General features: G+C 73.0%; 24 protein-coding genes. 6 read left to right on the top strand and 18 right to left on the bottom strand.

The window, feature by feature from the left end:
* The 3 genes from IF30_RS49425 to IF30_RS0119265 form a co-directional block, all read right to left on the bottom strand.
* The coding region (locus tag IF30_RS49425; RefSeq protein ID WP_030239771.1) for an FG-GAP repeat domain-containing protein at positions 1-914 on the bottom strand (914 nt) is incomplete at its 3' end.
* 108 nt (positions 915-1022) lie between these two features.
* Positions 1023-1298 carry a hypothetical protein gene (locus IF30_RS0119260; protein WP_030239775.1) on the bottom strand — a complete coding sequence of 92 codons (276 nt, stop codon included), beginning with the start codon at positions 1296-1298 and terminating at the stop codon, positions 1023-1025.
* Between the two features lie 37 nt (positions 1299-1335).
* Positions 1336-1539: a hypothetical protein gene (locus tag IF30_RS0119265; protein ID WP_030239778.1), complete on the bottom strand. Its 204-nt coding sequence runs from the start codon at positions 1537-1539 to the stop codon at positions 1336-1338.
* Between the two features lie 329 nt (positions 1540-1868).
* Here IF30_RS0119265 and IF30_RS0119270 point away from each other — a divergent pair, with 329 nt between their 5' ends.
* A complete protein-coding gene (locus IF30_RS0119270; RefSeq protein WP_030239782.1) occupies positions 1869-2855 on the top strand; it encodes a LuxR C-terminal-related transcriptional regulator in 987 nt (328 codons plus the stop codon).
* Between the two features lie 235 nt (positions 2856-3090).
* Positions 3091-3870: a VOC family protein gene (locus IF30_RS0119275; RefSeq protein WP_030239785.1), complete on the top strand. Its 780-nt coding sequence runs from the start codon at positions 3091-3093 to the stop codon at positions 3868-3870.
* A 68-nt stretch (positions 3871-3938) separates the two neighbouring features.
* Here IF30_RS0119275 and hisF read toward each other — a convergent pair whose 3' ends face one another.
* Genes hisF through hisD form a run of 8 tightly spaced genes read right to left on the bottom strand, consistent with a single transcriptional unit; the run spans position 3939 to position 9696 of the window.
* Positions 3939-4709 carry an imidazole glycerol phosphate synthase subunit HisF gene (gene hisF / locus IF30_RS0119280; protein WP_030239789.1) on the bottom strand — a complete coding sequence of 257 codons (771 nt, stop codon included), beginning with the start codon at positions 4707-4709 and terminating at the stop codon, positions 3939-3941.
* Positions 4706-5137: a RidA family protein gene (locus IF30_RS0119285; RefSeq protein ID WP_037900538.1), complete on the bottom strand. Its 432-nt coding sequence runs from the start codon at positions 5135-5137 to the stop codon at positions 4706-4708. The genes hisF and IF30_RS0119285 overlap by 4 nt, the downstream gene beginning before the upstream one ends.
* Positions 5134-5859 carry a bifunctional 1-(5-phosphoribosyl)-5-((5-phosphoribosylamino)methylideneamino)imidazole-4-carboxamide isomerase/phosphoribosylanthranilate isomerase PriA gene (priA, locus tag IF30_RS0119290; RefSeq protein ID WP_107054447.1) on the bottom strand — a complete coding sequence of 242 codons (726 nt, stop codon included), beginning with the start codon at positions 5857-5859 and terminating at the stop codon, positions 5134-5136. Before priA ends, IF30_RS0119285 begins: the two co-directional genes overlap by 4 nt.
* 17 nt (positions 5860-5876) lie before the next feature.
* A complete protein-coding gene (gene hisH, locus IF30_RS0119295) occupies positions 5877-6512 on the bottom strand; it encodes an imidazole glycerol phosphate synthase subunit HisH (protein ID WP_030239799.1) in 636 nt (211 codons plus the stop codon).
* Between the two features lie 31 nt (positions 6513-6543).
* Positions 6544-6696 (bottom strand): hypothetical protein, encoded by a 153-nt coding sequence (locus IF30_RS48710; RefSeq protein ID WP_030239802.1) that lies wholly within the window; start codon positions 6694-6696, stop codon positions 6544-6546.
* Positions 6693-7286, bottom strand: a complete 594-nt coding sequence (gene hisB, locus IF30_RS0119305; protein ID WP_030239805.1) for an imidazoleglycerol-phosphate dehydratase HisB — start codon at positions 7284-7286, stop codon at positions 6693-6695. Before hisB ends, IF30_RS48710 begins: the two co-directional genes overlap by 4 nt.
* Positions 7287-7291: 5 nt before the next feature.
* Positions 7292-8392: a histidinol-phosphate transaminase gene (locus IF30_RS0119310; RefSeq protein WP_030239809.1), complete on the bottom strand. Its 1101-nt coding sequence runs from the start codon at positions 8390-8392 to the stop codon at positions 7292-7294.
* On the bottom strand, positions 8389-9696 hold the full coding sequence (hisD, locus tag IF30_RS0119315) for a histidinol dehydrogenase (protein WP_030239812.1): 1308 nt from the start codon (positions 9694-9696) through the stop codon (positions 8389-8391). Before hisD ends, IF30_RS0119310 begins: the two co-directional genes overlap by 4 nt.
* A 90-nt stretch (positions 9697-9786) precedes the next feature.
* Between hisD and IF30_RS0119320 the strand changes: the two genes are divergently transcribed.
* Genes IF30_RS0119320 through ybaK form a run of 3 tightly spaced genes read left to right on the top strand, consistent with a single transcriptional unit; the run spans position 9787 to position 12645 of the window.
* Positions 9787-11367 (top strand): hypothetical protein, encoded by a 1581-nt coding sequence (locus tag IF30_RS0119320; protein WP_030239815.1) that lies wholly within the window; start codon positions 9787-9789, stop codon positions 11365-11367.
* Between the two features lie 42 nt (positions 11368-11409).
* On the top strand, positions 11410-12138 hold the full coding sequence (locus tag IF30_RS0119325; RefSeq protein WP_030239818.1) for an LON peptidase substrate-binding domain-containing protein: 729 nt from the start codon (positions 11410-11412) through the stop codon (positions 12136-12138).
* A 12-nt stretch (positions 12139-12150) separates the two neighbouring features.
* Entirely contained in the window at positions 12151-12645 is a 495-nt protein-coding gene (gene ybaK / locus IF30_RS0119330) for a Cys-tRNA(Pro) deacylase (RefSeq protein ID WP_030239822.1), read from the top strand.
* A 167-nt stretch (positions 12646-12812) separates the two neighbouring features.
* On the opposite strand, the gene IF30_RS0119335 is transcribed toward ybaK, so the two are convergent.
* The 6 genes from IF30_RS0119335 to IF30_RS0119360 form a co-directional block, all read right to left on the bottom strand.
* Entirely contained in the window at positions 12813-13508 is a 696-nt protein-coding gene (locus tag IF30_RS0119335; protein WP_078891520.1) for a hypothetical protein, read from the bottom strand.
* Positions 13509-13553: 45 nt separating this feature from the next.
* Positions 13554-14363: an ABC transporter permease gene (locus IF30_RS0119340; RefSeq protein WP_030239828.1), complete on the bottom strand. Its 810-nt coding sequence runs from the start codon at positions 14361-14363 to the stop codon at positions 13554-13556.
* On the bottom strand, positions 14360-15358 hold the full coding sequence (locus IF30_RS0119345) for an ABC transporter ATP-binding protein (RefSeq protein WP_199807891.1): 999 nt from the start codon (positions 15356-15358) through the stop codon (positions 14360-14362). The genes IF30_RS0119340 and IF30_RS0119345 overlap by 4 nt, the downstream gene beginning before the upstream one ends.
* Positions 15359-15451: 93 nt before the next feature.
* Positions 15452-16801, bottom strand: coding sequence for an NYN domain-containing protein (locus tag IF30_RS0119350; protein ID WP_030239834.1), 1350 nt, complete (start codon positions 16799-16801; stop codon positions 15452-15454).
* Between the two features lie 326 nt (positions 16802-17127).
* Positions 17128-18174, bottom strand: a complete 1047-nt coding sequence (locus IF30_RS0119355; protein WP_030239836.1) for an aspartate-semialdehyde dehydrogenase — start codon at positions 18172-18174, stop codon at positions 17128-17130.
* A 125-nt stretch (positions 18175-18299) separates the two neighbouring features.
* Positions 18300-19190 carry a dihydrodipicolinate synthase family protein gene (locus tag IF30_RS0119360; RefSeq protein ID WP_030239840.1) on the bottom strand — a complete coding sequence of 297 codons (891 nt, stop codon included), beginning with the start codon at positions 19188-19190 and terminating at the stop codon, positions 18300-18302.
* 92 nt (positions 19191-19282) lie between these two features.
* Here IF30_RS0119360 and IF30_RS0119365 point away from each other — a divergent pair, with 92 nt between their 5' ends.
* Complete coding sequence (locus IF30_RS0119365; protein WP_030239843.1) at positions 19283-20170, top strand: LysR family transcriptional regulator; 888 nt, start codon at positions 19283-19285, stop codon at positions 20168-20170.
* A 122-nt stretch (positions 20171-20292) separates the two neighbouring features.
* Here IF30_RS0119365 and dnaE read toward each other — a convergent pair whose 3' ends face one another.
* Complete coding sequence (gene dnaE, locus IF30_RS0119370; RefSeq protein WP_030239846.1) at positions 20293-23826, bottom strand: DNA polymerase III subunit alpha; 3534 nt, start codon at positions 23824-23826, stop codon at positions 20293-20295.
* Positions 23827-23868: the final 42 nt, after the last annotated feature.

The following is a 23868-nucleotide window of genomic DNA, read 5'->3' on the forward strand; positions in this document are numbered from 1 at the left end:
GTCTCCGTCACCACGACATCGTCCTTGCCGTCACCGTTGAAGTCGCCGACCGCCGTGTTGTTCATGCCGTTCCAGCCACCCGAGCCGATCTCCACCCGGCTGCCCAGACCACTGCCCGTCCCCGGGTACAGCCACAGCTTGCCCGTCGACTTCTCCGTCGCCACGACGTCGTCCCGGCCGTCCCGGTTCAGGTCACCGACCGCCAGGTTGCTCATGCCGTTCCAGCCACCGGAGCCGATCTCCACCCGGCTGCCCACGGTGCCCGTCCCGGTCCCCGGGTAGGAGAACAGCTTGCCGGTCGACACCTCCACGGCGACCAGGTCCTTCCGGCCGTCACCGTTGAAGTCACCCGCCGTCAGGCGGTAGTGGACGCCGCTGCCGGTGAACTCGTAGCCCATGTAGTGGTCGGAGTCGGTCCACTTCTCGAAGAGCACCACGTGGCCGCTGGCCCCGCTGTTGTCGTTGAGGAGCGCGTCGCCGGCCTTGAGGTCGCCCTTGCCGATGGTCTCGGTGACGCCCCGCGGGCCGAAGGTGTCGGTGGTCAGCGACTCGTCGAGCTTCCAGGCCATCGAGACGTAGCCCGAACAGTCGGTGCGGTACCCGTCGTGCGAGCCGGTCCAGCTGTAGTCGAGGCCGATGCCGACCCAGGACTTGGCGCGCTGGATCGCCTCGTTGCGGGTGACCGCCGGGGCCAGGACGGAGGCGACCGCCGACGAGCCGTCGATGGCGGGCGCCAGGGCGGCCCCGACCGGCTGGCCGGCGCCCCCGTACTCGCCGCCCGCAACGGCGGTGACGGCAGCGGGGGCGGGGGTGGCGGCGAACGCGGTGGCGCCCTGGACGACCAGGCCGAGCGAGAGTGAGCCGGCCAGCCCGAGGGCGACGGCGGACGTGCGGAGGTAGGCCTTGCGGGACACGAGTACTCCTGAAAATGGCATTCGAAGGACCGGCGCGGCACGACGGTGCCCGATCACCGGAAGAGGAAGACGAAGCGCCGGAGGGACTCCGGCAGATGCGGACGGCCGTCAGCCGACGACCGAAACGCGCCAGGACTGGAAGGCCGGCGACCGCGAGAGGGCGGCCGAGCACATGGCCAGCGAATGGGCGGGGGCGCTGTCGGCCCTACCGCCGCTGGTGAAGATGACGAGGTCGATGGAGTCCTGACGGACCCTCGACTGGACGTGCTCCAGGCCGCCGAACGGATCGGCGTGCGCCCAGAGCACGTCCTTCAGGACGTGGGCGTCGGCGTCGGTGGGAAGGCGCCGATCGGGGCTGGTCAGGGTCAGGCGGACGATGTGCATCGGATCCGGTCCGAGCGGCCGGCGCCGACGGCGGCGATCAGTGCTTGTTGTCCCAGCTGATGCTGCCCGGGTCGCGCAGGCCGTCCTTGGTGGCCGGGTCGTCCGTGCCGGGGTCGCTCGCCGCGGACACTCCCGTCGCGGTGGCCGGTGCGGCGGCGGAGGCGGTGACGGCCGGCAGAGCGAGCGTGGCCAGCACTGCCGCAGCCGCGAGGACACCGGAGACGCGAGCGGTGATCCGCATGGAGAACAACCCCCTGGTTGATGGTCGGTCGGTTCGTCGTCGGACGGCGGCTGGTTCCCGCCGTCCCACCGGCCCGGGGCTCTGCGCCCCTCCGGCTCGGTGATCACATCCTGCAGCTCCCGGCCGGTGCTCCGGAAGGCCTTGCCCGAGGCATCATCAGGTCTGGCAGCATGGCGCCACCCCGCCCGCCCCCGACCCGTCCCCGCCCCCACTGTGACGTCGCCGACGCCCCGTCAGAACTCCTTGCACACAAATTTGCGAACTGTGAGAATCCTGTAGACGGCCGTGACACGACCTGGCCGCACGCATTGCCGAGACCGGGGGGAATCGTGCTCGAAGTGCTGGGTTTGGACCCGACCGCGGAGGCCGTCTACGCGGCTTTGCTGGTCGAGCCAGGGTGCGGGGTCGCCGATCTGTGCCGCCGGCTCGGCTTCGCCGAGACCGCCGTCCGGGAGGCCCTCGACCAGCTCGCCGACCTGACGCTGCTCCGGCCCTCCCAGGAGGTCTCCGGCGCGCTGCGCCCGGTCAGCCCGGCGATCGGCCTGGAGGCCGTCATCCGCCGCCAGGAGGACGACCTCGCCCGCCGCCAGCAGGAGCTGGCGGCCAGCAAGGCCGCCGTGGCCCGGGCCGTAGCCGCCTACGCGGACCTGGTGCCCAACACCACCTCGGACGCCACCGAGCGCCTGGTCGGGATGGACGCGATCCAGGCCAAGCTCGAAACGCTGGCCCGTGACCTGCAGGAGGAGTTCCTCGCCGCCATCTCGGGCGGGGCGCAGTCCCAGGCCAGCATGGACGCCGCCCGCCCGCTCGACCGGGACGCGCTGGAGCGCGGCGTCGCCATGCGCACGCTCTACCAGGACAGCGTCCGCAACGACCAGGCCACCCACGCGTACGCCCAGTGGCTCACCGGGCTCGGCGGACAGGTGCGGACGGCACCCCTGCTGCCGCCCCGGCTGCTGGTCTTCGACCGGCACACCGCCGTCGTCCCGATCGACCCGACGCAGACCAGGCTCGGCGCGCTCTGCACCAGCGAGCCCGGGCTGGTCGCCTCCCTCGTCGCCCTGTTCGAACAGGCCTGGTCCACCGCCGTGCCACTCGGCGCCGACCAGCCCACCCACCACGACACCGGCCTCACCCCGGCCGAACGCGACCTGCTCCGGCTGCTCGGGACGGGCCTGACCGACGAGGCCGCCGGCAAGCGGCTCGGCATCTCGGTGCGCACCGTGCGCCGCCAGATGTCCGCGCTGATGGAGCGGCTCGACGCCGCCAGCCGCTTCGAGGCCGGCCTCAAGGCGGCGCAGCGCGGCTGGCTTTAGGCGGTCGGCCGGCCCGCCGACGCCCCGGAGCACGCAGGCCGCGCAGGCCGCGCCGCCCGCCGGCCAGGACCACTCCCCGGCCGCCGCCGCCCACCCGTCAGGAGCACCCGCCGGTCAGGCGCGTCCCGGCTGCGGATGTCAGTGGCCGGGTGCAGACTCGCAGGTGGCCGGGGCGGGGGCGTGCGCGCGCCCGACGGAACCGTCCCGGTCACTCTCCGTGAAGGGGCACCACTCCATGCTCACCACTGACTTCCCCACCGGCTCTCCCTGCTGGATCGACCTCGGCAGCCCGGACATCCCGGCCACCGCCGAGTTCTACGGCAAGGTCTTCGGCTGGACCTTCCAGGAGGTGCCGCAGACCGACGGCTACGGTTTCGTCCAGCTGAACGGGAAGACCGTCGGCGCGATCGGCAACCTCGACGAGGGGGCCCGGTCCGCGTGGACGACGTACTTCCGCACCGAGGACGCGGCCGCCACGGTGAAGGCCGCCGAGCAGGCCGGCGCGACGGTGCGCGTGCCGCCGATGGACGTCATGCAGGAGGGCCGGTTCGCCGCGCTCACCGATCCGCACGGCGCCGAGTTCGCCGTCTGGGAGGCCGGGAACACCAAGGGTCTGGACGTCGTCTCCGAGGACGGCGCCCTGGTCTGGTCGGAGCTGCACACCTCCGGCGCGGACGTCGTCTTCGCCTTCTACGAGAAGCTGTTCGGCTGGCGGATGGAGAACTTCGAGCCGTCCCCGGGTATGAACTACCGGGTGCTCTCCACCGCCGCGGGTGACCAGCAGGCCACCAGTTTCGGCGGCATCGCCCCGACCATGTCGCCGGAGCAGCCGTCCGCGTGGACGCCGTACTTCGCCGCCTCCGACGTGGACGCGGTGGTCGCCCGGGCGACGGCGGCCGGCGGCTCGGTGATGATGGCCGCCGAGGACGTCCCGAACGTCGGCCGGATCGCCTGGTTGGCGGATCCGAACGGCGCCCCGTTCGCGCTGATCAAGGGTGAGCCGCGGGAGTCCTGAGCACGCCGGAGTCCTGAGCACGCGGGAGGGCCCGCCGGCTCGGCGGGCCCTCCCGGCGGCGAGGAGGCTCACCGCACGGGGTGTCCGGCCTTCCGCAGCGCGTCCTTGACCTCGCCGATCCGCAGGTCGCCGAAGTGGAAGACGCTGGCGGCCAGGACGGCGTCCGCGCCCGCGTCGACGGCGGGTGCGAAGTCGGCGGGCTTGCCCGCTCCGCCGGAGGCGATGACGGGCACCGAGACGGCCTTGCGGACGGCGCGGATCAGCTCCAGGTCGTAGCCGTCCTTGGTGCCGTCCGCGTCCATGGAGTTGAGCAGGATCTCTCCGGCGCCCGACTCGGCGGCGCGGCCGGCCCATTCGACGGCGTCGAGGCCGGTGCCCCGGCGTCCGCCGTGCGTGGTGACCTCGAAGCCGGACGGCGTCTCGGTGCCGGGCGGGCAGCGCCGGGCGTCGACCGAGAGCACCAGCACCTGGCGGCCGAACCGCTGGGCGATCTCCCGGATGAGTTCGGGGCGGGCGATGGCGGCGGTGTTGACGCCCACCTTGTCGGCGCCCGCGCGCAGCAGCTTGTCGACGTCTTCGACGGCGCGGATGCCGCCGCCGACGGTGAGGGGGATGAAGACCTGTTCGGCGGTGCGGCGGACGACGTCGTAGGTGGTCTCGCGGTCGCCGGAGGAGGCGGTGATGTCGAGGAAGGTGAGCTCGTCGGCGCCCTCGGCGTCGTAGAGCCGGGCCATTTCGACCGGGTCGCCGGCGTCGCGCAGGTTCTGGAAGTTGACGCCCTTGACCACCCGCCCGGCGTCGACGTCCAGACAGGGGATGACTCGTACGGCGAGGGTCACGGCTGTTGGCCTTCCAGGGTCTTTGCCAGCCCGGAGCGGTACGCGTCGAGCTCGACCTCGACCATCATCCGGGAGTCGATCAGTCCGTCGACCACCACCATGGTGGCCACCGGGCGTGCGGCGTCGAAGAGTTCGTGGTGGGCGCGGCCCACCTCGTCGGCGTCGCGGACGTGGGTGATGTACATCCGGGTGCGGACCACGTCGTCCGCGGTCAGGCCGTACGCGGCCAGGGCCTTGAGCCCGACGCCGAACGCGGCGAGGGTCTGCCGGTACGGGTCGCCCTCGTGCTCGATGCGGCCGTCCACCCAGGCGGTGGAGCCGGCCACGTGCACGTGGTCGCCCGCGGCGATGGCCCGGGAGTAGCCGAACTGGTCCTCCCAGGGGGAGGATCCGCTGATCCGGCCGCGTACGATCCGACCATCCGTCATCCTGAAACCGCCTCCAGGGCCTCTTCGAGGGTGAACTTCTGTTCGTAGAGTGCCTTGCCCACGATGGCGCCTTCGACACCCTGGCCGACGAGCGTGGCGATGGCGCGCAGGTCGTCCAGGGAGGAGACGCCGCCGGAGGCGACGACCGGGCGGTCGGTGGCGGCGCAGACGTCGCGCAGCAGCTGCAGGTTGGGGCCGGTCAGGGTGCCGTCGCGGTTGACGTCGGTGACGACGTAGCGGGCGCAGCCTTCCCGGTCGAGGCGTCCCAGGACGTCGAAGAGCTGGCCGCCGTCGCGGGTCCAGCCGCGGCCGCGCAGGGTGGTGCCGACGACGTCGAGGCCGACGGCGATCCGGTCGCCGTGTTCGGCGATGGCCTTGGCGACCCACTCGGGGGCTTCCAGGGCGGCGGTGCCGAGGTTGACCCGGGTGCAGCCGGTGGCGAGGGCGCGGGCGAGCGATTCGTCGTCGCGGATGCCGCCGGAGAGCTCGACCTTGATGTCCAGCCGGCCGGTGACCTCGCGCAGCAGCTCGTAGTTGGTGCCGGTGCCGAAGGCGGCGTCGAGGTCGACCAGGTGCAGCCACTCGGCGCCGGCGTGCTGCCAGGCGAGGGCGGCGGCGAGCGGCTCGCCGAAGGAGGTCTCGGTGCCGGAGGCGCCCTTGACCAGGCGGACGGCCTGGCCGTCCCGGACGTCGACGGCGGGCAGCAGTTCAAGGCTCATCAGAACCAGCTCTCAGACGGTCAGAGGGTGTTGACCCAGTTGGTCAGCAGGGCGGCGCCGGCGTCGCCGGACTTCTCGGGGTGGAACTGGGTGGCCCACAGGGGGCCGTTCTCGACGGCGGCGACGAACGGCTGCCCGTGCGTGGCCCAGGTGACCAGCGGCGGGTTGATCCGCGCGCTGTGGGTCTCCAGCTCCCAGTGCCGCACCCCGTAGGAGTGCACGAAGTAGAAGCGGGTCCGCGGGTCGAGGCCGGCGAACATCCGGCTGCCCTCGGGGACGTCGACGGTGTTCCAGCCCATGTGCGGGATGACGGGGGCTTCCAGCGGTTCGACGGTGCCCGGCCACTCGTCGCAGCCGGCCGTCTCGACGCCGTGCTCGACGCCCTTCTCGAAGAGGATCTGCATGCCGACGCAGATGCCCATGACCGGGCGGCCCCCGGCGAGGCGGCGGCCGATGATCCAGTCCCCGCGGACGGACTTGAGTCCGCGCATGCAGGCCTCGAAGGCGCCCACGCCGGGGACGAGCAGGCCGTCCGCGGCCATCGCGGTGTCGTAGTCGGAGCTGACCGTGACGTTCGCCCCGGTCCGTTCCAGGGCGCGCTGCGCGGAGCGGAGGTTGCCGGAGCCGTAGTCGAGGACGACGACGTTCTTGCCCATGTTCAGGTGTCCAGTCTCTCTACTGCGGGTGTCACAGGCGCATGAGGCCGGAGGCCAGGCACATCACGGCGCCGAAGGCCAGCACCAGGATGACGCTCTTCGAGTGCTTCTGCTTCCAGAAGGAGATCACCCCGCCGACCAGGAAGAGGCCGACGAAGATGAGGATCATCGCGGTGTTGTTCACAGCGCACCCTTGGTCGAGGGGAGGATGCCGGCCGCGCGCGGATCGCGCTCGGCGGCGTAGCGGAGCGCCCGGGCCAGCGCCTTGAACTGGCATTCCACGATGTGGTGGGCGTTGCGGCCGTACGGCACGTGGACGTGCAGGGCGATCTGCGCCTGGGCCACGAAGGACTCCAGGATGTGCCGGGTCATCGTGGTGTCGTAGCTGCCGATCATCGGCGCCATGTGCTCCGGCTCGGTGTGCACCAGGTAGGGGCGGCCGGAGAGGTCGACGGTGACCTGGGCGAGCGATTCGTCCAGCGGCACCGTGCAGTTGCCGAAGCGGTAGATGCCGACCTTGTCGCCGAGGGCCTGCTTGAAGGCGGCGCCGAGCGCGAGGGCGGTGTCCTCGATGGTGTGGTGGGTGTCGATGTGCAGGTCGCCGTCGGTCTTGACGGTGAGGTCGAACAGGCCGTGCCGGCCGAGCTGGTCGAGCATGTGGTCGTAGAAGCCGACGCCCGTGGAGATGTCGGTCTTGCCGGTGCCGTCGAGGTCTATCTCGACCAGGACGGCGGTCTCCTTGGTGGTGCGCTCGACGCGTCCGATGCGGGACATGGGGGTTACAGCTCCTTGATCACGAAGCGGACGGCGTCCAGGAAGGCGTCGTTCTCGGCGGGCGTGCCGGCGGTCACGCGAAGCCGGCCGGGCACGCCGTTGTCACGGACCAGGACGCCCCGGTCGAGGATGGCCTGCCAGACGGCGTGGGTGTCGGCGAAGCGGCCGAACTGGACGAAGTTGGCGTCCGAGTCGGTGACCTCCAGGCCGAGTCCGCGCAGCGCCGCGACCAGCCGGTCGCGCTCCTCCTTGAGCCGGCCGACGTACCCGAGGAGGGTGTCGGTGTGCTCCAGGCAGGCCAGCGCGGTGGCCTGGGTGACGGCGGACAGGTGGTAGGGCAGGCGCACCAGCTGGACGGCGTCGACGACGGCCGCGTCGGCGGCCAGGTAGCCCAGGCGCAGCCCGGCGGCGCCGAACGCCTTGGACATCGTGCGGCTGACGACCAGGTTGGGGCGGCCGTCGATCAGCGGCAGCAGCGAGGGGCGGTGCGAGAACTCGACGTACGCCTCGTCCACGACGACCAGGCTGGGCCGGGCGGCCTGCGCGGCCTCGTACAGCCGCAGGACGGTGTCGGCGGCGACGGCGGTGCCGGTCGGGTTGTTCGGCGAGCAGACGAAGACCACGTGCGGCCGGTGCTCGGCGATCGCGGCTTCCGCGGCGTCGACGTCGATGGTGAAGTCGCCGTCGCGCGGGCCGGAGATCCACGCGGTGCCGGTGCCCCGGGAGATCAGGGCGTGCATCGAGTACGAGGGCTCGAAGCCGAGCGCGGTGCGGCCGGGGCCGCAGAAGGTCTGCAGCAGTTGCTGGAGCACTTCGTTGGAGCCGTTGGCGGCCCACACCTGCTCGCGGCGGAGCGGGAAGCCGGTGGTCCTGGCGAGGTAGGCCGCGAGGCCTTCCCGCAGTTCGACGGCGTCCCGGTCGGGGTAGCGGTTCAGGCCCCGGGCGGCTTCGGCGACGCGTTCGGCGATCCGGGCCACCAGCTCCTCGGGGAGCGGGTACGGGTTCTCGTTGGTGTTCAGCTGGACGGGCACGTCGAGCTGGGGTGCGCCGTACGGGGACTGGCCGCGGAGTTCGTCCCGGATGGGCAGGTCGTCGATGCGTGTCATGAGCCCGGCACCGTCCAGTCGAAGCGTGCCTTGATCGCGTCGCCGTGCCCCGGCAGGTCCTCGGCGTCGGCGAGGTTGACGACGTGCGCGGCGACGTCCGCCAGCGCGTCCCGGTCGTACTCGACGATCTGGACGCCGCGCAGGAAGGTCTGCACGGACAGTCCGGAGGAGTGGCAGGCGCAGCCGCCGGTGGGCAGCACGTGGTTGGAGCCGGCCGCGTAGTCGCCGAGGGAGACGGGGGTCCAGCGGCCGATGAAGACCGCCCCCGCGTTGACGACCCGGGCGGCCACCGCGTGCGGGTCGCGGGTCTGGATCTCCAGGTGTTCGGCCGCGTAGGCGTTGACGACGGCGAGGCCCTGGGTCAGGTCGTCGACCAGGATGATGCCGGACTGCTTGCCGCCCAGCGCCTCGGCGACCCGCGGGCCGTGCTTGGTCCTGGCGACCTGGACGACCAGTTCGGCCTCGACGGCGTCGGCCAGCGCCGGGGAGTCGGTGACCAGCACCGAGCCGGAGGTGGGGCCGTGCTCGGCCTGGCTGATCAGGTCGGCGGCGACGTCGGAGGGCAGCGCGCTGTCGTCGGCGAGGACGGCGATCTCGGTCGGGCCGGCCTCGGAGTCGATGCCGATCCGGCCGGCGAAGTAGCGCTTGGCGGCGGCCACGTAGATGTTGCCGGGGCCGGTGACCATGGTGACCGGCTCGCACTCCTCGGTGCCGAGGGCGAACATCGCGACCGCCTGGGCGCCGCCGACGGAGTAGACCTCGTCGACGCCGAGCAGCGCGCAGGCCGCCAGGATCGTCGGGTGGACGCGGCCCCCGAAGGCCTTCTGCGGCGGGGAGGTGACGGCGATGCCGGGTACGCCCGCTTCCTGGGCCGGCACGACGTTCATCACCACGGAGGACGGGTAGACGGCCAGCCCGCCCGGGACGTACAGGCCGACCCGCTCGACCGGCACCCAGCGCTGGGTGACCGTGCCGCCGGGCACGACCTGGGTGGTGTGCCCGGTGCGGCGCTGGTCGGCGTGCACGGTGCGGGCCCGGCGGATCGACTCCTCCAGGGCGGCCCGCACCTTCGGGTCCAGGCCCTCCAGGGCCTCGGCCAGCTGCTCGGCGGGCACCCGGGTGGACTCCAGGCGGACGCCGTCGAAGCGCTCGGTGATCTCGATCAGTGCCGCGACCCCGCGATGGCGCACGTCCTCCGCGATCGGCCGCACCTTCTCCAGGGCGGCCGCGACGTCGAAGTCGGCACGGGGCAGCAGGTCACGCGGGTCGTCGAGCGAGCCGCGGAGGTCGATTCGAGAGATCACGCCACCCAGTGTAAGGAGTGGCCGGAACCGCTGGTCCCGCATTTCAGTCCGTGATACGAAAGGCGAGACGACCGGGGGGACGGGGAAACCATGGCGGAGCGCGCTCCAGAGGGCTGGACCGATACCGAGCGCGAGCTGTGGGAGGCCTACCACCAGGGGGAGGTCCTCGACCTGCGCAGTGGCGAAGCCGACACCGACGACCCCTTCGGCGACGCCGTCTGGAGCGCCCGGCGGACCGTCCGCGCCGAGGTCCTCGCCCACCTGCTGCTGGTCCGCCCGGAGCCCGCCCCCGGGCGCGTCGCCTCGCTGCGCCTGAGCGGAGCGCTGGTCACCGGCGCCCTCGACCTGGCCGGCGCCGCCATCGGCGACTACGTCGAGCTCCACGACTGCCGCTTCCGGCACAAGGTCCTCATCTCCGAGGCCGCGGTCTCCACCCTGCGCTTCCTGAACTGCCTGATCCCCCGCCTGGAGGCCTCCCGGCTCTCCACCACCGGCGACCTCCACCTCGCCCGCTGCCGCCTCCCCGACGGCATCCGGCTCACCGACGCCAGGATCGGCACCGACCTGCTCCTCAACCAGGCCGTCGTCGGCGCCGACCGCCACGGCCGCGCCGTCTCCGCCGACGGGATCACCGTCCACCAGGACTTCGAAGCCGAACGTCTGGAGACCACGGGCGAGTTGAGCATCCGCACGGCCCGGATAGGCGGCCGGCTCTCGCTGCGCGGCGCTCAGCTGCGGGCCGACCGGCAGCACAACGCCACCTGCCTCAACGCCGTCCGGGTCACCGTCGGCCACACCCTCTACCTGACCGGCTCCGCCGACCGCGGCTGGGCCGGCTCCCGCGGCTACTACGGCTCCGGCTACGGCCAGGTCCCGCCGCCCGACAGCCCCGTCACCCCGTTCCGCGCCTTCGGCCGGGTGCGGCTGTCCGACTCCCGCTTCGAGGGCGCCTGCCTGATCTCCGGCGAATTCCACCTGGAGGGTGACGACGAGCTGTCGCTGCGCCGCATCCACACTCCCGAGTTGCGTTTCACGTGCAGGTTCCGCCCCACCGGCACCGTCTCGCTCTCCCGCGCCCGGGTCGGCAACCTGGTCGACACCCCGGACGCCTGGCCGCTCGGCAGGCACCTGGGCCTCACCGGCTTCGTGTACGAGAACCTGCGCCCGATGACGGTCTTCACCATCCGGGAGCGGATCGCCTGGCTGGAGGGCTCCTCGGTGGACTTCCAGCCCGAGTCCTACGAGCAGCTGGCCGCCGCCCTGCGCCGCGACGGCGCCGACGACGACGCCCGCGAGGTGCTGTACGCCAAGCAGCGCCGGCGCCGCCGGACGCTGCCGCTGCCCGCCCGGGTCTGGGGCGCCGTCCAGGACGTCACCGTCGGCTACGGCTACCGCCCGGGCCGCGCGGGCCTGTGGCTGCTGCTCGCCTGGGCGCTCGGCAGCGCCTGGTTCGCCACCCACCCGCTGGAGCCGCTCAAGGCCGACGAGCGCCCGCACTGGAACCCGGTGCTGTACACCCTCGACCAGCTGCTGCCGATCGTCGACCTCCACCAGGGCGGCTGGAACCCGGGCGGCACCGCCCAGTGGATCTCCGCCGGGCTGGTCGTCATCGGCTGGCTGCTCGCCTCCACCGTCGTGACCGGCGCCAGCCGGATGCTCCAGCGCGGATAACCCGGCGACAAGCCCCCGGCCCGGGGAACTACGCTGTCGGCCGTGACAGAACGGCTGCCGCTCTTCCCGCTGAACACCGTGCTCTACCCGGGCCTGGTGATGCCCCTGAACGTCTTCGAGGAGCGCTACCGCCGTCTCGTCGCCGATCTGCTCGAACAGTCCGAGGACGCCCCCCGGCGCTTCGGCGTGCTCGCGATCAAGGACGGCCGCGAGGTCTCCCCGGTCCGGGCCGAGGAGGGCCCGGCCGGGCCGCTGGACGGCCTCGGCACCGCCACCGGCGACCCGCTGGAGGCGGTCTTCCACATCGGCTGCGTCGCCGACGTCGCCTCCGTCCAGCCCCAGCCGGACGGCCGCTACGAGCTGCTGGTCACCGGCACCACCCGGTTCCGGCTCCGCTCGGTGGACGTCTCCGGCCCGTACCTGACCGGCGAGATCGAGCCGATCGAGGAGCTGCCCGGGGAGGGCTCCGGCGTCCTGGCCGCCGAGGTCGAGCGGGCGTTCCGGGTCTACCAGAAGCGCCTCGCCGGCGCCCGCGAAGCCAGCACCGTGGGCCGCCAGGAGCTTCCGGACGACCCGCAGGTGCTCTCCTACCTGGTCGCCGCCGCCTCGGTGTTCGAGACCCCGGTCAAGCAGCAGCTGCTCGCCTGCCCCGACACCGCCCAGCGACTGCGCGTCGAACTCGACCTGCTGCGCCGCGAGAGCGCCGTCCTCAGCTGGCTGCCCTCGCTGCCCGCCGTCGACCTCACCCGCCAGTCCTTCAGCCCCAACTGAACCAGGACCCCCATGGCCAGGAAGAGCAAGAAGGGCGGCCAGGGCACGCCCGCGACCGTCGCCCTGGAGACCGCCGCCGTTCCGTTCACCGTGCACGCCTACGACCACGACCCGGCCGCCGCCTCCTACGGCGGTGAGGCCGCCGACGCCCTGGGCGTGGCCGCCGAGCGGGTCTTCAAGACCCTGGTGGCCGACGTGGACGGCACCCTCACCGTCGGCGTCGTGCCCGTCGCCGGCCGGCTCGACCTCAAGGCCCTGGCGGCGGCCGTCGGCGGCAAGCGCGCCGCCATGGCCGATCCGGCGGCCGCCGAGCGCAGCAGCGGCTACGTCCTCGGCGGCATCTCCCCGCTGGGCCAGCGCCGCCCGCTGCGCACCGTCATCGACGCGAGCGCGCTCACCCACCCGACCGTCTACGTGTCGGCGGGCCGCCGCGGCCTCGAAGTGGAGCTGGCCCCGGCCGACCTCATCGCCCTCACCGAGGCGCACACCGCCGCCATCACCCGCTGACCCCGGGGCCGGAGCAGGCGCGGGCCCGGACCCGGGCGTGGACGCGGCACGGGTGTGGGCACGGGCACGGGCCATCGGAGCAGACCGGCAGCGGGGCAGCACCACGGCGGGGCGGAGAGCCGCGGCCCGTACCAGGCCACCGACCTTCCGCCCCGCCGCCGAAACCCTCAGACCCGGTCCCCGGGCTCCGCCGGATCCGCCCCTGCCGGCGCACCCCAGTACGGCGGCGGATCCTCCTCGCGCTTGCCGAACGCCGCCGACAGCGCCAGCAGCACCACCATCGCCGCCATCGGCCACACCAGCAGCGCCCCCAGCGCGCCCAGGTCGATGCTCGCCTCGAAGTGCCCGCCGCTGCCGACCCGCCGGGCCTCCCCGATCAGGTCGTCGCTCGGCCCGAGCCACCGCCCGATCCGCCAGGCGCCCACCGACCCGAGCAGCCCGCCGACGGCCAGCCCCAGCGCGACGGCGATGCCGCCCCCGCGCCGCCGGGTCACCAGGAAGGCGCCGAGCGCCGTCAGGATCCCGGCGCCCAGGCCGAGGAGCACGAACACCGCGTCGGCCCCGGCCCGCTGCTCCCCTTCCGGGTCCACGTAGAGGATCCGGTCCCCGTCCACGACGAGCGGCACCTTGGGCGCCAGCCAGACCCACAGCCCGGCCAGCGCCAGCCCGACCAGCAGGCAGGCGACGACCACGCCCGCCCCGACCCGTACCTCCGGCAGCAGCCGCTGCACCGGCGAGGGCCCCGGCGCGGCGGGCGGAGCCTCCTGCGGGGGCGCGAACGGGTCGGGCGCGGCGTCCGGCACCGCCTGCAAATCGGTGCGGGCGGGATCCGGAGGTGTGTTCGGTACGGTCACAGGCCCCATCGTTTCACGACGGCCGCCCGGACGATCCCACCGCCCGGGCGGCTCCTACCGGGAGACCGCGCGCCGGTAGGCCCACGTGGCGACGGTCAGGGACACCACGCCCACCCCCGCGCAGACCCCCAGGTCCGCGAGCACCATCGCCCAGTCCGGCTCCGGTGTGAACGTCCGAGCGAAGGCCTCCACCCCGTACGTGGACGGCAGCGCGTCCCGCAGCCACAGCACCGGCTGCGGCAGGTGGTCGACCGGCAGCACGCCGAGCAGCAGCGCCGCCGACATCCCGAGCTGCCCGAGCATGGTCGCGATCTCCTGCCGCGGCGCCAGCAGCCCGCAGGCCGCCCCCAGCCCGGACAGCGCGGCCCCGGCCAGCGGCACCACCGCCAGCAGCACCCACAACTGCCCGAGCGGCAGACCGAACATGACCGCCCCGACCGCCGCCGTGAGGACCGTCCCGGGCAGCGTGAACGAGGCGTACGCGGCGGCGGCCCCCAGGACCACCGATGCCGGCGGCACCGGCAGCGTCGCGTAGTGGTCGAGGCCGCCGGTGGCCCGCAGCTTCCCGAAGTACTGGGCGAGCAGGTTCAGCGCGACGAACGCCACCACCAGCACGCTCGACCCGGCGACCACCGACCGCGCCGCCGAGGACTGACCGGCGTCCACGACGCCCCGCATCATCACCAGGATGCCGACGGACTGGAAGGTGGCCACGAACAGCAGCGGGATCCGCGCCACCCGCGCCCGGGCGAGCTGCGCCCGATACACGGCGGCGAGGGCCGGCAGCAGCCGGGCCGCGGGCGCGAGCGGGGCGGGCCCGGCGGAGGTCCGGCCGGTGCGCGGCGGCGCCGAGAGCAGGGTCACTTGGCCAGTCCTCCGTGGCGGCCGCCGAGCTTGAGGTAGGCGTCCTCAAGGCTCGGCGTGGCGAGGGTGAAGTCGTCGAGCGCGGCGAAGGCCGGGCCGGTGGTGACGGCGGCGACCAGTTCGCGGGCCTGCTCGGGGGTGGTGCGGACGGTCCAGCGGCGCCCGGTGCACTCGGCCCGCTCGCGCAGCGCGGCGACGGCGGGCACGCCGACCGGCGCCTCGTGCCGCCAGACCAGGTCGAGCCGGACGTCGCCGTCCACCAGCGCCTTGAGCCCGCCGGGAGTGTCGCAGGCGATCACCCGGCCGTCGTCGACCACGGCGACCCGGTCGAGCACCGTCTCCGCCTCGATGACGTTGTGGGTGACGAGCAGCACCGTCGTCCCGCGCTCGGCGCGCCGCCGGTCGACGGCGCGCCACACGGCCCGCCGGGCGACGGGGTCCATACCGGTGGTCGGCTCGTCCAGGACGAGCAGCGGCCGGTCCCCCACCAGGGCGGCCGCGAAGCAGGCGAGCCGCCGCTGCCCGCCGGACAGCTTGGCGAGCGGCCGCTGCGCGATGGGCTCCAGCCCCAGCTCCGCCAGGACCTCCCCGGCCGCGGCGCGGGCCTGCGCCCGGCTGAGCCCGCGCAGCCGCCCGGTCGTCTCGGCGGCCAGCGCCACCGTCAGCTCGTCCAGCGCGGTGGATTCCTGCCCGAGGTAGCCGAGCAGCCGGGCGGCCCGCTCGGGGTGGCGCACGATGTCGTGGCCGAGCAGTTCGACGGATCCGGAGTCGGGGCGCAGCAGGCCGGTGATCTGGCGGACCAGCGTCGACTTCCCCGCGCCGTTGGGCCCGAGCAGCCCGAAGATCTCGCCCTGGCGGACGGAGAGGCTGATCCCGTCGTTGGCCCGGATCTCGGTGGCGGCCGCGCCGCGTCCATTGCGGTAGGTCCTGACCAGGTCGCGCACGTCGACGCACGGCGGGGTTTCCTCGGGTGCTCGCCCGGCCGTCTCACTCACGACCGACGACTCTACGCGCTCATACGGGCGAACCGGACAAGGGGGCCCGGCCACCGGGGGTCGCGGGGCCGTCGAGGCCCGTCGGCGGGCGGCTCAGTCGTCGACGACCATCGATCCGCCGGGCACCCGCGCCGCCAGCTCCTTCCAGAAGCCGGCCCGGATGGCGTAGCGGTCGTGCTCGTCGATCTGGTCGTCCTTGTGCGCGAGCAGCCCGAAGCGGGCGGCGTAGCGCAGCAGCTCGCCGTCGACCCGGTGCGGGATGCGCGGGTAGTCGGGCCACAGCACGGTGAGGCGTTCGAAGTCGCCGATCCGCTCGATCCAGCGGCGGGCGAAGACCTGCCCGACCTCGTGGGCGTCGCCGCCGATGGAGGTGATGTCCTCCTCGCGGTCGGCCCAGCGCTGTTCGGCGGTGGTGAGCTGGGCGAGGGTGGGGAGGTTGTCGCCGGCGGTGACGGCGGGCTCGGGGGCGGGCCGGTCCACCCAGCCGCGGTCGGAGGACCAGCGCAGCACCGGGCCGGCCTGCACGACGGCCGCGTGCCCGTTCGCGGCGTGTCCGTTGGCGCCGTGGCCGTTCGTGCCGTGGCCGTTGGCGCCGTGTCCGTTGGCACCCGGCCCGCCGGTGCCGTGGCCGTTCGCGACCGGGGTGATCGGTGTGACCGACGGCGGCCGCCCGGCCAGGTCCTTCGGCGTCGGGACGACCTTGAGCGCGGTCGCCGCCGACGGCCTCCCGTTGGCGGCGGCGGGGACGGCGCCCGCGGGGGTGACGGCCGCCGGACGGGCCGGCGGTGCGGCGGGCACCACGCCCGGCAGCGTGGCGGGCGGGGCGGCCGGCGGGGCGGCGAGGATCTTGGCGATCTCCTGTCGGGCCCCGGCCGCGGGGAACACGGCGGAGGTGTCGCGCAGCGAGAAGGACCCCTGGATCCACTCCCGGTCGAGCACCCGGCGCTCGTCCGCCTCGCCGACCAGGTCCTCGGACTGGTTGAAGTCCCCGTCGGCGGCCTGCAGCGCCCACAGGTGGACGGCCACGCCGTGTTCCTTGGCGGTCATCATGCCGGGGAGCAGATCGCCGTCCCCGGTGATCAGTACGACGTCGGCGCAGGCCCGGTTGCGGGCGAGTTCGGAGAGCTCGGCGTGCATCGCGGCGTCCACGCCCTTCTGCACCCAGCGCCCCTCGGCCCGGGTGAGCGCGCCGAGCCGTACGGTGACCCGGGGCAGCACGCGCAGCCGCCGGTGCTCGGGCATCGGGCGCCGGTCGGGCGCGGCGTCGAACCAGTAGATGCGCAGCAGGGGCAGCCCGGTCTCCGCCTCGGCGCGCTCGCGGAGAGCCGCGATCAGGGCCGTGTGGTCCACCGTGACCTTGGACCGGGAGGGATCCCCGGCGAGCAGGCTGGCGGCGGCGCCCAGCAGGTATCCGGCGTCCACCAGGACGACACAGCGGTCCATCGCGCACCTCTTTTCGCTTGCCCTCGGGATTCGGCGGCCGGCTCGATCGGGGCGGGCGGCACGCCCGCCGTCCGGGCGTGAAGAGGTGAGGGGCCCCCGTCGTCGCCCGATCGTTGGGTCACCTTTTACCCGGGGTTCGCCTGCCGAACCTCGCCGGATGTCCCGGTACCGCAACAGCCGCCCCTGACGACGCACGGAGGACGTCGGGGGCGGGCCCCGTACAAACGACGGAGCCCGCCCCCTGGTCACGCGGCGGTGTCGCGGCCCTCGGGCCGTACTGCCCGGCCCCGGGGCCCGGCAGCCCTGCTTCGCGGCCGCGGGGCGCCTCAGCCCCTGAGTTCGGCGGCGACCAGCTCGGCCAGCTGGACGGCGTTGAGCGCGGCGCCCTTGCGCAGGTTGTCGTTCGAGACGAACAGCGACAGGCCGTTCTCCACGGTCTCGTCCACCCGGATGCGGCCGACGTAGCTGGGGTCACGGCCGGCGGCCTGCAGCGGCGTCGGGATGTCGGACAGCTCGACGCCGGGGGCGGCGGTGAGCAGCTCGACGGCGCGCTCGGGGCTGATCGGGCGCTCGAAGCGGGCGTTGATCTGCAGCGAGTGGCCGGAGAACACCGGGACGCGCACGCAGGTGCCGGCGACCTTCAGCTCCGGGATGCCGAGGATCTTGCGGCTCTCGTGGCGGAGCTTCTGCTCCTCGTCGGTCTCGTTGGAGCCGTCGTCCACGATGGAGCCGGCGAGCGGCAGCACGTTGAAGGCGATCGGGCGCTTGTAGACCTTCGGCTCGGGGAACTCGACCGCGGAGCCGTCGTGGGCGAGCGCGGCGGCGCCGTAGATGACCTTGGCGGCCTGGTCCCGCAGCTCGGCGACGCCGGCGACGCCGCTGCCGGAGACGGCCTGGTAGGTGGAGACGACGAGCGCGGCCAGGCCGGCCTCCTCGTGCAGCGGGCGCAGCACGGGCATGGCGGCCATGGTGGTGCAGTTCGGGTTGGCGATGATGCCCTTGGGGCGGTCCGCGACGGCCTCGGGGTTGACCTCGGAGACGACCAGCGGGACGTCGGGGTCGCGGCGCCAGGCGGAGGAGTTGTCGATGACGACGGCACCGGCCGCGGCGGCCTTGGGGGCGAGGGCCTTGGAGGTGGCGCCGCCGGCCGAGAAGATCACGATGTCCAGGCCGGTGTAGTCGGCCGTGGCCGCGTCCTCGACGGTGACCTCGGCGCCCTGCCACGGCAGGGTGCGCCCGGCCGAGCGGGCCGAGGCGAACAGCCGCAGCTGCTCCACCGGGCCGAGTCCACCGGGACGTCCCGCGCGCTCCGCCAGGATCTCGCGGACCACGCCGCCGACCTGGCCGGTGGCACCGACAATGCCGATCTTCATTCCGACTACTCCTCTGGATGGTGCTGTCTACGGCCGCACTCCGCCCATCATGCCTTGTCACGCGGGTGGGGCGGCGGGGTGTTCCACGCTGTGAGAGGGGGCTTCGGCGGCCTCCCGGGCGGCCGCTAGCGGTCCAGACCACTCGCCAGGGCCGCCGCGGCCTCCACCTCGGCCCGCCCCGCCGGCAGCAGCGGCAGTCGCACGTCCGGCGTGGGGATCCGCCCCTGGGCGTGGAGCACGCCCTTGGTGACCGCCGGGTTCGGCGCCGCGAACGCGGCCAGCGCCAGGCCCGTCAGCCGGTGCCCGAGCGCCCGCGCGCGGTCGACGTCCCCGGCCTGCCAGGCCTGCGCCAGTTCGACGAACCGGCCGGTGGCCAGGTGCGCGGAGGCCAGGATGCCCCCGGCCGCACCGAGCGCCAGCATCGGCGCGAGGAAGGCGTCCTCCCCGGTGAGGAACGCGAACCCCTCGGGGGTGTCCGCGAGCAGTTCGGCCGCCGTCCCGTCCAGCCCGCCCGTCGCGTACTTGACGCCCACCACCCCGTCGATCGCGGCGAGTTCGCGCAGCGCGGCGGTGGAGAGCTCCTGCCCGGTGCGGTACGGGATGTGGTAGACGAGCAGCGGCAGCGGGCTGCCCGCGGCGAGCGCCCGGAAGTGCGCGACCGTCCCCGCCTCGCCGGGCCGCACGAACGACGGGACGGTGACCAGCGCGGCCGCGGCCTGCGGCACCCGCGCGCCGAGCGCGGCCAGCGCCTCGGCGGTGGCCCGGGTGTCGCCGCCCGTCGCGCCGACGACCAGCTGTGCCCCGCGTGCGGCGCAGGCGGCCGCGGCGACGTCCACCACCGCGTCCCGCTCCGCGGCGGTCAGCGCGGCCGGCTCGCCGGTGGTGCCGAGCGCGACCAGCCCGGCCGCGCCGGCGTCCAGGACCTCGTGCGCGAGCTTCTCCAGCGCGTCCAGCGCGACCGCGCCGTCGGCGGCGAAGGGGGTGACCAGGGGGACGTAGATGCCCTTGAATTCCATGTCCCGATCCTGCGGCCGGCCGACCGGCCGGGTCCAGTTCACGTTTCCGACGCTTCTCGTAAGCTGAGCCGATGCTCGCCTAGGCTGGGCCGATGCTCGACGTCCGACGCCTGCGCCTGCTCCGCGAACTCGCCCACCTCGGCACCATCGCGGCCGTCGCCGAGGCCCTGTCCTTCAGCGCCTCGGCGGTGTCCCAGCAGTTGTCCGTCCTGGAGAAGGAGGCGGGCGTCCCGCTGCTGGAGCGCACCGGCCGACGGGTCGCCCTCACTCCGGCCGGGCGCAACCTGGTCCGGCACACCGAGTCCGTCCTCGCCCTGCTGGAACAGGCGGGCGCCGAACTCGCCCACGCCAAGCGAGGGTTGGCCGGACCATTGCGGATCGGCACCTACCCCTCCGCGGCCCGCGCCGTCATCCCCGCGGTGCTCGCCGAACTGGCCGGCTGGCACCCGGGGCTGGAGCCGATGGTCACCGAGGTGGACCCGGCGGCCGTCGGCGCCGCCCTGCGCGCGGGCGAACTGGACGTGGCCCTGGTGCACGAGTACGACCTCGTCCCGACCGACCCGGAGCCCGGCCTCGCGGTGACCCGCCCGGTCTTCACCGAGCCCATGTACCTGGCCGCCCGCTCCCCCGGAACGGTCGCCGAGCAGCGCGGCGCGCCGTGGATCGTGTCCTCGCCCGGCACGCTCTGCCACACCATGGCCGTCCGGGCCTGCGAGTCGGCCGGCTTCGAGCCCCGGATCCGGCACCGGATCGACGACTTCACCACCGTCCTGGCGCTGGTCGCCGCCGGCCAGGGGGTCGCCCTGGTCCCCCACCTCGGCGCCGCCCAGCCCCCGCCCGGCGTCGTCCTGACCCGCCTCCCGATGTACCGCCGCACCCGCGCGGCCTTCAGGGCGGGCGCCGGCTCCCACCCCGCCGTCTCCGCCTTCGTCTCGGCCCTCCACACCGCGGTGCCGCCGGGCCTGGGCAGCGGCTCCTGAGGCCCGGCGCCCCCGCCGACCCCGGAGCACGGGCTCCCCGCGCCCGCAGGGGCCCGGGGAACCCGGGAAGCAGCGGGACCGCCACCCACGCGGGGGCGGCGGCCCCGGGCGGCCGCGGAGCGTCACACCGCCAGGCAGCTCGGCCCGAGCAGCTGCTTCAGGTCCCCGAACAGCGCCGGGTCCGACTTCACCCGGTGCCGGTCCAGCCTCAGCACCGTCGTCTTGTCGCGGCTCTCCAGCCGCACCCGCACCTCGGTGGTGCCCCGGTGACTGCCCAGCACCTCGCCGAGCCGGGCGACCAGCGGCGGCGTGATCTTCCCGCTCGGGATGTTGATGGTGATCGGCGCGTCGGCGTGCGCGTTCGACAGGTCGGGGACGGACAGCTCCATGCCCATCAGCCGCGGCACGTCCTCCCGCTTGTCGAGCTTGCCGCGCACGAACACCACGGCGTCCTCGACCAGTTGGGAGGAGACGAGCTGGTAGCTCGCGGGGAAGAACATGCAGTCGATCGAGCCCGCCAGGTCCTCGACCGTCGCGATCGCCCAGGCGTTGCCCTGCTTGGTCATCTTCCGCTGCAGGCCGGAGATGATGCCGCCGATGGTGACGATCGTCCCGTCCGGCCGCTCGGCGAGGTCGGCGACCGCGCAGTCCGACTTGTCGGCGAGCACGTGCTCGATGCCGTGCAGCGGGTGCGAGGAGACGTAGAGGCCGAGCATCTCCCGTTCCTGGGCGAGCAGGAAGGACTTCTCCCACTCCTCCTCGGAGAAGACGACGTCGAGCCCGAAGCTCGGCTCGTCGGCCGTGGCGTCGCCGCCGAACAGGTCGAACTGGCCTTCGGCCTCCTTGCGCTTCACGCCGACGACGTTGTCGATCATCGGCTCGAACTGCGCGCTGAGGCCCTTGCGGGTGTGCCCGAGCGAGTCGAAGGCGCCGGCCTTGATCAGCGACTCGACGGTCCGCTTGTTGCAGACCACCGACTCCACCTTGTCCAGGAAGTCGGGGAAGGAGGAGAACCTCCCCTTCGCCTTCCGCGTCCGGATCATCGACTCGACGACCGGCCCGCCGACGTTGCGGATGGCGGTGAGGCCGAAACGGACGGTGTCGTCACCGTGCGGGGTGAAGTCCGAGTCCGACTCGTTGACGTCCGGCGGCAGGACGTTGATGCCCATCTTGCGGCACTCGTTGAGGTAGACCGCCGACTTGTCCTTGTCGTCCTTGACGGACGTGAGCAGGCCGGACATGTACTCGGCCGGGTAGTTGGCCTTGAGGTAGGCCGTCCAGTACGAGACCAGCCCGTACCCGGCGGTGTGCGCCTTGTTGAACGCGTAGCCGGAGAAGGGGACGAGGACGTCCCACACCGCCTGGATGGCCGCGTCGGAGTAGCCGCGCTCGCGGCAACCCTTCTGGAAGGGGACGAACTCCGCCTCCAGGATCTCCTTCTTCTTCTTGCCCATGGCCCGGCGCAGCAGGTCGGCCTGGCCGAGCGAGTAGCCGGCGAGGATCTGCGCGGCCTTCTGCACCTGCTCCTGGTAGACGATCAGGCCGTACGTCGGCCGGAGCACCTCCTCCAGGGGCTTCTCCAGCTCCGGGTGGATCGGGGTGATCTCCTGCTGCCCGTTCTTGCGCAGCGCGTAGTTCGTGTGGGAGTTGACGCCCATCGGGCCCGGGCGGTACAGCGCGAGGACGGCGGAGATGTCCTCGAAGTTGTCGGGCTTCATCAGGCGCAGCAGCGAGCGCATGGGGCCGCCGTCGAGCTGGAAGACGCCGAGGGTGTCGCCGCGGGCGAGGAGTTCGTAGGTCGGCTTGTCGTCCAGGGGCAGATCAAGCAGGTTGATCTTGATGCCCTTGTTCTTCTCGATCGCCTTGACGGCGTCGTCCATGATCGTCAGGTTGCGCAGGCCGAGGAAGTCCATCTTGAGAAGGCCGAGGCCCTCACAGGTCGGATAGTCGAACTGCGTGATGGTGACGCCGTCGGTGTGCCGGGTCCAGACCGGGATGTGGTCGGTCAGCGGCTCGGCGGACATGATGACGCCCGCGGCGTGCACACCGGGCTGGCGGATCAGGCCCTCGATGCCGCGCGCGGTGTCGATGACCTTCTTGACGTCCGGGTCGGTCTCGTACAGGCTGCGGATCTCGCCGGCCTCGCTGTAGCGCGGGTGGCTCGGGTCCGTGATGCCGGACAGCGGGATGCCCTTGCCCATGACGTCCGGCGGCATCGCCTTGGTGATGCGGTCGCCCATCGCGTAGGGGTAGCCGAGGACGCGCGAGGAGTCCTTGATGGCGGCCTTCGCCTTGATGGTGCCGTACGTGACGATCATGGCGACCTTGTCGGATCCCCACTTCTCCGTCACGTAGCGGATCACGTCACCGCGCCGGCGCTCGTCGAAGTCGATGTCGACGTCGGGCATGGAGATGCGCTCGGGGTTGAGGAAGCGCTCGAAGATCAGGCCGTGCGGGATGGGGTCGAGGTCGGTGATGCCCATCGCGTACGCGACCAGCGAGCCGGCCGCCGAGCCGCGGCCGGGGCCCACCGCGATGCCCTGGCTCTTCGCCCACATGATGAAGTCGGCGACCACGAGGAAGTACGCCGGGAACCCCATCTGGATGATGGTGTCCATCTCGTACTCGGCGAGCTTCCTGTGCTCCTCGTCGTACCCGCCCGGGAAGCGCCAGTCCATGCCCTCCCAGACCTTGGACCTGAAGAAGTCCGCCTCGGACTCGAAGCCCTCCGGGATGGGGAAGCGGGGCATCAGGTTCTTGAACTTGAACATGCCCTCGGTGTCGACGCGGGAGGCGACGAGGAGCTGGCTGTTGCGGCAGCCCTCCTGCCAGGCGTCCGAGGAGTCCAGCGCGTACATCTCGGCGGCGGACTTGATGTAGTAGCCGGTGCCGTCGAAGCGGAAGCGGTCCGGGTCGGAGAGGTTCTTGCCGGTCTGGACGCACAGCAGCAGGTCGTGCGCGCCGGCGTCGGCCTCGGTGGTGTAGTGCGAGTCGTTGGTGACCACCGGGGGGATGTTCAGCTTCCTGCTGATCTCCAGCAGCCCGTCGCGGACCCGCTTCTCGATGTCGAGGCCGTGGTCCATCAGCTCCAGGAAGTAGTTCTCCTTGCCGAAGATGTCCTGGTAGTCGGCGGCGGACTTCACGGCCTCGTCGAACTGGCCGAGGCGCAGGCGGGTCTGCACCTCGCCGGACGGGCAGCCGGTGGTGGCCATCAGGCCGCCGGACAGCTCGGAGATCAGCTCCTTGTCCATCCGGGGCCACTTCACCAGCCAGCCCTCGGCGTAGGAACGCGAGGTCAGCTTGAAGAGGTTGTGCAGGCCTTCCTTGTTCCGGGCCCAGATGGTCTTGTGGGTGTACGCGCCGGACGCGGAGACGTCGTCCCGCTTCTGGTGCGGCTGGCCCCACAGGATGCGCTTGGTGTTCGAGCGGGACTCCGGCGCCACGTACGCCTCGATGCCGATGACGGGGGTGATGCCCGCGTCGGTGGCCTGGCGGTGGAACTCGGCGGCACCGTACATGTTGCCGTGGTCGGTCATGGCGACATGGGTCTGGCCCAGGCGCTCGACCTCCTTGAACATCTGCTTCAGCCGGGCGGCACCGTCCAGCATCGAGTACTCGGTGTGGACGTGCAGGTGCGCGAACGGCTGGTCGCTCAAGGCGGGGCCTCCGGAGGCTCTGGTGCTGGTCGGGTGGGCCGG

Origin of the sequence: Streptomyces sp. NRRL S-350 (assembly GCF_000719705.1) — a bacterium.
In the GTDB taxonomy this organism is placed as follows: Bacteria; Actinomycetota; Actinomycetes; order Streptomycetales; family Streptomycetaceae; genus Kitasatospora.